The sequence below is a fragment of the Occallatibacter sp. genome (genome assembly GCF_049510455.1).
Classification (GTDB): Bacteria; Acidobacteriota; Terriglobia; order Terriglobales; family Acidobacteriaceae; genus Telmatobacter.
The window spans coordinates 20,111-28,097 of the sequence record NZ_JBEKYX010000063.1 but is presented as its reverse complement, the minus strand read 5'-3'; the positions used below and the strand labels follow the sequence as shown (position 1 = coordinate 28,097).

The window sequence follows — 7,987 nt, the reverse complement described above, 5'->3', positions numbered from 1 at the left end:
TCTGCGCCGGCGGTGACGATGGCGCTGAAGCGGCTGAAGCGCGATGGGTTTGTGGCTGTGGGCGGGGATGGGATTGTTCGGCTGACGGAGGCTGGGCTGGAGACGGCTTCGCGGACGGCGCTGCGGCACCACCTGGTGGAGCGCATGCTGAGCGAGGTCTTCGGAATGGAGTGGTACGAGATCCACGAAGAGGCGGAGCGGCTGGAACATGCGGTTTCACCGGCGTTTGAGGCCAAGCTGAGGGAGACGCTGGGGGATGGGGCTTGTCCGCATGGGAATGCGGTGCTGCCGGAGAATCCTGCGGAGCGGAAGCGGCGGGGTGAGGCTCCACTGTCTGAGGCTGAGCCGGGGAAGATGTATGTGGTGGTGAGTTTGCAGGAGCGCGATCCAAAGCTGCTGCTGTTTTTGCATCATGCGGGGATTGGGCCGGGGAAGCAGCTGAAGGTGAAGAGCCAGAATTACGATCAAACTGTTTCGATTGAGTTGGATAAGGCCAATTCTAAACCGGATACGATTTTGGGTCGTCCGGCGGCGGAGGCGGTTTGGCTACGGGCAGAATGATTTCAATAACGTTAAATAAAAATTTATATTAACTATGATTAAATAACCTATGGCATACTTGGTTTAGCGGGATTTTCCGCGGCGGTATCAAGCATCGTCTTAGGAATCCTCTTCGAATGCGGTTCACCGCAAGAAGCTTACCTCAGGGGCTAAAGCCCGGACACATTTTTGCTGGTTTGCCGGCACGACTAAAGTCGTGCCCTGTTACAAGGCACGGCTTTTTAGCGAGCACATCTTTTAGCTGAGGCTCATCCCTTTAGCTGCCGAACGGTTCTCATTTTCTGCGCATGGCTACCAAAATTACATCTGAGTTGACGACGAATGCGCCTTCTTTGCCGGAGGTGAATGCCAGCGTGCGGCTGGGCAGTGGGGGGACGGGCTGGCGGAGGCTGCTGGGGTTTCTGGGGCCGGGGTTTCTGATTGCCGTGGGGTATATGGACCCCGGCAACTGGGCTACGGATATTGCGGGCGGCTCGCGGTACGGGTACACGCTGCTGAGCGTGATTATGATTTCAAACCTGATGGCGGTGCTGCTGCAGAGTTTGAGTTTGAAGCTGGGGATTGCGACGGAGCGCGACCTGGCGCAGATGTGCCGGGAGGCGACGGGGAAGTGGGTCGGCGCAGGGCTGTGGATTGGGGCTGAGATTGCGATTGCGGCGTGCGACCTGGCGGAGGTGATCGGGTCGGCGATTGCGCTGAACCTGCTGTTTCATATTCCGCTGATCTGGGGCGTGCTGATTACGGGGCTGGATGTGCTGCTGATTCTCTTCTTGCAGAACTGGGGTTTTCGCAAGCTTGAGGCTGTTGTGATTGTGCTGATTGGGACGATTGTGACGCTGTTTGGGATACAGATGGTGCTTTCGCGGCCCGAATATGGGGTGGTGGCGTGGAACCTGTTTGTGCCTTCGACGCAGATTTTGAAGGACCCGAACCTGCTGTATATCGCGATTGGAATTCTGGGCGCGACGGTGATGCCGCACAATCTATATCTGCATTCTGCGCTGGTGCAGAGCAGGGATTATGCGCGGACGCGCGAGGGTAAGCGCGAGGCGATCAAGCTGGCGAATATCGATTCCGCAGCGGCGCTGACGGTGGCGCTGTTTGTGAATGCGGCGATTCTGATTGTGGCGGCAGCGGTATTTCACAAGAGCGGGCACTATGAAGTTGCGGCGATTGAGGATGCTTACAAGCTGCTGAGTCCTCTGCTGGGCGCGGGGTTTGCGAGCACGATCTTTGCCGTGGCGCTGCTGGCGAGCGGGCAGAATTCTTCCATTACAGGGACGCTGGCGGGGCAGGTAGTGATGGAGGGGTTTGTCCACCTGAAGGTGGCTCCGTGGCTGCGCAGGCTGATGACGCGGTCGATTGCGATTGCGCCGACGGTGGTGGTGGTGGCGCTGTGGGGCGAGCATGGGACGGAGAAGCTGCTGCTGCTGAGCCAGGTGATTCTTTCGCTGCAGTTGAGTTTTGCGGTGGTTCCGCTGGTGATTTTTACGGGCAGCCGGAAGCGGATGGGGGATTTTGTGAATGCGCCGTGGCTGAAGGGGCTGGCGTGGGCGGCGGCGGCGGCGATTGCGGGGTTGAATGGGTGGTTTGTGGTGTTGCTGGTGAGGCAGTGATTCGTTGTTCGTGGTTAGAGTCGATCACGGCTCACTGCAATCTGCTGGCCTGCAACTGTGAACCTGGACGATCCGGGGAAGATTCGTCAGAGGTCAGGATGGGCGACGATACGAACATTACTCAATACACGCGCGTCTCTCAAGACGAATCCGCTCCCGCAGCGTCTATCCCCAAAATACAATTGCCTAAAACATCGTTCACAGGGGTAAACTCATACCTCTGCTACCCAGGGAAATCTTTACCCAGCCCAATCTTCGCTTTGGCTATGTAGTATTCTATATTAAAACGGCGTCACTCCGGAGGTTCCTATGCGAGCAGCCTTCGCTCTCTTTGCGCTTCTCTCAGTCTCGTCGATGGCCCAGACACCGGCTGTGTCCAAATCCTTCGTCATCGCGGATGTCCACGCGAGTCCGTTTACTTCCAACCCCTTCATGCACGGCAACTCCATCCAGGGCGACCGTTACTTTCTCACTCAGGCCACCATGGTCGATCTCATCGCCACCGCCTACGGAGTGGATGCAGCCAACATACATGGCGGTCCCACCTGGCTTGAGCGCGATTACTACGACATTCGCGCCAAAGTTCCTCCGGGGACCTCACATGCCGACGTCAAACTGATGCTTCGTGCCCTGCTCGCCGACCGTTTTCACCTCGTCGTCACGACCGGCACTGCCGCCATGCCGACCTACATTCTTTCCTCTGGAGCAGGCAAGCCGAAGATGACGGAGTCGGAAGGCAGCGGCGACGGCTCCTGCGTGCCTGCTCCTCCGCCGCAAAATCCTCCCTCTGGTGCTCCGTCCTATATCACCGTCAACTGCAAGCACTTGACCATGGCCGCTCTTGCCGATACGCTCCATGACTTCGCCGGTGGGTATCTCGATCAACCTGTGATTGACGAGACGAAGCTTGAAGGAGCCTGGGACTTCACGATCAAGTGGACGGGGCGCGGCCAGCTTGAAAAGCAGGGGTCCGACGGCATCTCCATCTTTGCCGCGGTAGACAAGCAACTGGGCCTCAAGCTGGAGCTTAAAACGGCACCCCGCCCCGTGTTCCAGGTTGTGAGCGTAGACGAGGCCCCTACTCCGAACGCCCCGAACATAGCCGAAGCCCTTCCCGAGCCGCCGGCAGCACCCTTCGAGGTCGCCACCATCAAGCCCAGCGCCCCGGACGAGCAGGGGTACGGTCGCATCACCGGCGGCCAGATCGAGACCCGCGCCATCCCACTGATGTTTCTCATCAACTTCGGCTGGGACCTCAACCCGAACAACAAAGAGAACATCGCCAACGCCCCCAAATGGCTGGACGCAGCGAAGTTCGACGTTCTAGCCAAGGCCGGAGACAACGTTCGCGTCGACAAATTCGCCTCCGGCAACCTGATCAACTATGAGGACCTTCGCAGTATGCTTCGGGCCTTGATCACGGAACGTTTTCAGATGAAATGGCACATGGAAGACCGCCCCGTCACCGCCTACACTCTCATAGCGGTCAAACCCAGACTCAAGCCCACTCCTGACCCGACTGAGCGTACCCGATGCAAGGAGGGTCCAGGCCCTGACGGCAAAGATCCCCGCATTGCCAGTCCCGTTCTCAACCGGCTCATCACCTGCCAGAATATGACCATCGCTCAGATTGGCGACGAGCTCCAACACGTAGCCAGCGGCTACATCTACAACCCCGTTGTCGACGGCACCGACCTCAAGGGCTCCTACGACTTCACCCTCAGCTTCAGCTCCGCCGACAGGATTCTTCCCAATGCCGGCGGTGGCGCCAACAGCGCCGACCCCAACAGCTCCGATCCCAATGGCGCGCTCTCCGTCTTCGACGCTATTAGCAGACAGTTGGGCCTGAAATTAGAAAAGACCAAGCGCCCTTATCCAGTGTTGGTTATCGACCACATCGAGGAGACTCCTACCGCGAACTAGAGGACTCTCCCCTGGCTGCGAGCCCTCACAAGCCGGCTTATGGGAAGCGATGTGTTGTCGGCGCATTGCCGGCAATACGGAAAGAACTTGCTCGGCCGATGTGAAATGTCCAGATTGCAGACCACGCAACCGGAACTTCATATACGCGCCGAGGCACTTGAAATGCAGCGCGCCTTACGGCGCTGACAGAAATTGCACAATCTCCTGCATGACGCGAGTGCTCTGGTCGGTTTGAAAGAGAAACTGAGCGTGCGCTGAGCCATCGAGTACGATCAACTGCTTGGGCTGAGGGGCTTTTTCGTACTGCGCCTGGATGCCGGGCAAGCGTGGGCCGCTTCCGCTGGTGTCATTGCGCGCGACGATAAACAATGCTCGTGACTTTAAGCCATTCGCCGGAAGGTTTGGCGCGGCACCGAGAAACACAATGCGATCAATCTCGGCTGGCGTCGAGTTGATCGAGGCGTCGCCGGCGGCTGCGCCTCCAAAACTCCCTCCAACTACCGATACGGTTTTTGCACCCTGCGTTTTGAGGTAACGAACCGCGGCGAGTACATCTTTGTCGAATGGGGCATTGTCGAAATTCTGCTGGCCTGGGCCTGTGGAACAACCGAAGCCGCGGAAGTCGATGGCCAGGACTTCAAATCCCGCGGATGCGAGGGACGATGCCTGATCGCGCCAGCTTTCTTTTTTGAATTGGCCGCCGTGAGCAAGGACGACTGCTTTATTGCCGTGGCCGTAGAGGTCGGCGCAGATATGGCCACCGTCGTCGGTTGCAAACGAGATGGGCTGCTGTGCAGGTGACACGATGGCAAGAGCCAGGGCGAGGACAAGAATGCGTGGCACCGACATGCGGAGATTATAGGGCGGTTTGTGGTGTTGATGAGAAAGCAGTGAACTGGCTGCAGGTTGCAGGTGACAGTAAAGACGGGCGCTATCTCTGGTTCAGAAATTGGCGCACGGTGAGGATGGAGATTCCGTTGTAGCTTTTGAGGCTGAGCAGGTCGAGGTCGCCTGTGAGAATCAGCTGAGCGCCGGATTTGACGGCGCATTCGAGGACCATGTCGTCTTTGGGATCACGGCAGATGCCGTGCAAGGAGCCTGTTACGTCGGCATGAATTGCGTCTATGGTGTAGTCGTTCAGAACAGAGAGGACTTCGTCATCGGTCCAGGAGAATTTACGGGCAAGAATCGCGCGCACTTCCGTTACAATCTGCTCGCAAATAGCAATCGTATCGTGAGTGAATACGGTGTCGAGGGCGGCTTGAGGAGCGCCTCCGAAGTGCAAGGCTGAGATCCAGATTCCAGAGTCAATGACAACTGTCACGCGCGGCGCTTTCTCACAGGGGACAATTCCGAACGAATTTCGTTGACGAGGCTCTCTATGTCCTCTTTGCCATACGTTGACTTATCGCGAAGGGAGGCTGCTGTTCGTGTGATTGAGAGCTTTTGCTGGATACGCTGCAGGCGGTAGGTGCGGAAGGCTTCGCGGAACAACTCGCTGATGTTGCGGCTTTCCTGCTTTGCGACCTGTTCGACTTGCGCGGCCAGATCTTCTGGGAAGCTGATGGTGAAGACGCGGGAGGCGCGGGATCTGGAGAGGCTCATAAGGAATGATTATTACATGATCGTACTTTGTCGTACAGCCGGAATTGTGATTGGAAAGGCTCTTAGCTTTCAGCTTTGGTTCTCGATCGCGAACTGACGGCTGAGTGCTGACGGCTGAGAGCTACGATAGAGCCATGTTGGTTCTTTCGGCTGCCGAGATGCAGGCTTGCGACCGCTTGAGTACGGAGCGGTTTGGGATTTCTTCGATTGAGTTGATGCGGAATGCTGCAAAGGCTGTGGCGGAGGTGGCGCGGCAGGCGTTTCCGCGTGCGCGGCGTGTGACGGTGCTGTGCGGCAAGGGAAACAACGGCGGCGATGGGGCTATGGCGGCGCGGCTGCTGGCTGAGAGTGGGCTGGTGGTTACGGTCTTGCTGTTGGGTGCGCGTGATGAGTTGAAGGGTGATGCGGCTGTGGCCTGGGGTGAGCTGGAGACTGCGGGAAATTGCAAGATGTTTGCGATTTCCGCGGCGGAGGAGTTGGCGCTGCATGGAGATGCTTTTGATGCGGAACTGATTCTGGATGCGGTTGTGGGTACGGGGTTTCAGCCGCCGCTGCGGGGATTGGTACTGGATGCGCTGAAGTGGGTAAAGGGCAGCGGCGCGCCGGTGCTGGCGGTGGATCTGCCTTCCGGCTGGCCGGCGGATGAGACCAAGGCTGCGGTAGACACTGACGTGTTTCCGGCGGATGCGGTGGTGACGTTTACGGCTCCGAAGCCTGCGCATGTTTTTGGGCAACTGACGCGGGGGTGGGATCAGCCGGTGGTGGTGGCTCCGATTGGCTCGCCGGATGAGGCGATGGTTTCGACGCTGGGATTGCAATGGGGCGGCGCGGCGATGGAGCTGGTGCAGAGGCCGCGGGCGGCGGATGCGAACAAAGGCAAGTTTGGGCATGTGCTGGTGGTGGGCGGGAGTTTTGGCGCTGCGGGCGGCAAGGCGGGCGCGCCGGTGATGAGCTCGATGGCGGCCATGCGCGTGGGCGCGGGGCTGGTGACGGCGGCTGTGCCGGAGACTGCGCTGGCGGTGGTGTCGGGGTATGCGCCGGAGCTGATGACGTGGCCGCTGAAGGCGAATGCCGAGGGTCAGATTGCGTGGGAGAATCTGGCTGGAGAGGCGCGGGAGGCGCTGACCAAGGGAATTACGGTGGCGGTGATTGGGCCGGGGATGGGCCAGAGCGCGGATACGGTGAAGTTTCTGAACCTGTTTCTGTTCGGCACGAAAATGCCGGTGGTGATTGACGCGGATGGGCTGAATCAGCTGGCGCGGCAGTCCGATACGCTGCTGACCAAAATTGCAAAGAAGCGGACAGTGGTGATTACGCCGCATCCGGGCGAGATGGCGCGGCTGGTGGGGCTAACGGTTGCGGAGGTTCAGGCAAACCGGCTGGATGTGGCACGGAGCTTTGCGATGCGGTACGGCGCGATTGTGGTGCTGAAGGGCGCGCGGACGCTGGTGGCCCATCCTGGCGGGCAGGTGGCAGTGAATACTACCGGCAATCCGGGGATGGCGAAGGGCGGCAGCGGCGATGTGCTGGCGGGGATGATTGCGGGAATGCTGGCGCAATATCCTGACGAGCCGGAGCGTGCGGTGGAGGCGGCGGTTTATCTGCATGGGCTGGCTGCGGACATTGCCGTGCGAAAGGGAAACGAGCATACGCTGCTGGCGACGGACAGTTTTACACATTTTTCACAGGCATTTCGTATAAGCAATCGAGACGATTCGGGCTATGTTTGGTTGCAGGGTCGCAGAACGAGTGGCAGGAGGAAGCGATGACGGCAGAAGCGACGGTGGCAGCCGGGAAGGTGCATGAGTTCACCACGCGGAGCGGCGCGGACACGGTGGAAGTGGGGCGCAAGCTGGCGAAGCTGCTGAAGCCACCGCAACTGCTGCTGCTGACGGGCGACCTGGGCACGGGAAAGACGACGCTGGTGAAGGGCATTGCGCAGGCGCTGGAGGCCGCGGAGCCCGATGAGGTGACGAGCCCGACTTTTACGCTGGTGCATGAGTATGAGGGTGTGCGGAATGGCGTGCCGGTGAAGCTGTATCACCTGGATGTGTATCGGCTGGAGGGTGAGCGGCAGCTTGAGACGCTGGGGCTGGACGATCTGCTGACCGAGGATGCGCTGGTGCTGGTGGAGTGGGGCGAGAAATTCAAGAGCCTGAAGAAGCGCGCTACGGGGGAGATTGCGATTGAGGCCAAGGGTGGCGATGCGCGGAAGATTGTGGTGACGCTGAAAGACTAGAGGTCAGGGATCAGGGATTAGCAGAAACGAAAGCCAGTCCTTC

8 protein-coding genes are annotated in these 7,987 nt (G+C 59.1%); 5 read left to right on the top strand and 3 right to left on the bottom strand.

Annotated elements, in window-relative coordinates:
• The 3 genes from ABSG47_RS13055 to ABSG47_RS13045 all read left to right on the top strand — a co-directional run.
• Nucleotides 1-561 (top strand): metal-dependent transcriptional regulator (locus ABSG47_RS13055; protein ID WP_424170132.1); only part of this gene is annotated, 561 nt, incomplete at its 5' end.
• A 287-nt stretch (nt 562-848) separates the two neighbouring features.
• A complete protein-coding gene (locus tag ABSG47_RS13050; protein ID WP_424170131.1) occupies nt 849-2,177 on the top strand; it encodes an Nramp family divalent metal transporter in 1,329 nt (442 codons plus the stop codon).
• Between the two features lie 309 nt (nt 2,178-2,486).
• Entirely contained in the window at nt 2,487-4,100 is a 1,614-nt protein-coding gene (locus tag ABSG47_RS13045; RefSeq protein ID WP_424170130.1) for a TIGR03435 family protein, read from the top strand.
• A gap of 174 nt (nt 4,101-4,274) precedes the next feature.
• Here the strand turns inward: ABSG47_RS13045 and ABSG47_RS13040 are convergent, their stop codons facing one another.
• The 3 genes from ABSG47_RS13040 to ABSG47_RS13030 all read right to left on the bottom strand — a co-directional run bounded on the left by ABSG47_RS13040 (nt 4,275) and on the right by ABSG47_RS13030 (nt 5,705).
• A complete protein-coding gene (locus tag ABSG47_RS13040; protein WP_424170129.1) occupies nt 4,275-4,943 on the bottom strand; it encodes an alpha/beta hydrolase in 669 nt (222 codons plus the stop codon).
• An 88-nt stretch (nt 4,944-5,031) separates the two neighbouring features.
• Nucleotides 5,032-5,424 carry a putative toxin-antitoxin system toxin component, PIN family gene (locus tag ABSG47_RS13035; RefSeq protein ID WP_424170128.1) on the bottom strand — a complete coding sequence of 131 codons (393 nt, stop codon included), beginning with the start codon at nt 5,422-5,424 and terminating at the stop codon, nt 5,032-5,034.
• On the bottom strand, nt 5,421-5,705 hold the full coding sequence (locus ABSG47_RS13030) for a ribbon-helix-helix protein, CopG family (RefSeq protein ID WP_424170127.1): 285 nt from the start codon (nt 5,703-5,705) through the stop codon (nt 5,421-5,423). The genes ABSG47_RS13035 and ABSG47_RS13030 overlap by 4 nt, the downstream gene beginning before the upstream one ends.
• A 134-nt stretch (nt 5,706-5,839) precedes the next feature.
• On the opposite strand from ABSG47_RS13030, the gene ABSG47_RS13025 reads away from it, so the two are divergent.
• Together ABSG47_RS13025 and tsaE are read left to right on the top strand one after the other, a co-directional pair.
• Complete coding sequence (locus ABSG47_RS13025; protein ID WP_424170126.1) at nt 5,840-7,474, top strand: NAD(P)H-hydrate dehydratase; 1,635 nt, start codon at nt 5,840-5,842, stop codon at nt 7,472-7,474.
• On the top strand, nt 7,471-7,944 hold the full coding sequence (tsaE, locus tag ABSG47_RS13020; RefSeq protein ID WP_424170125.1) for a tRNA (adenosine(37)-N6)-threonylcarbamoyltransferase complex ATPase subunit type 1 TsaE: 474 nt from the start codon (nt 7,471-7,473) through the stop codon (nt 7,942-7,944). Before ABSG47_RS13025 ends, tsaE begins: the two co-directional genes overlap by 4 nt.
• The last annotated feature ends 43 nt before the right edge of the window (nt 7,945-7,987 follow it).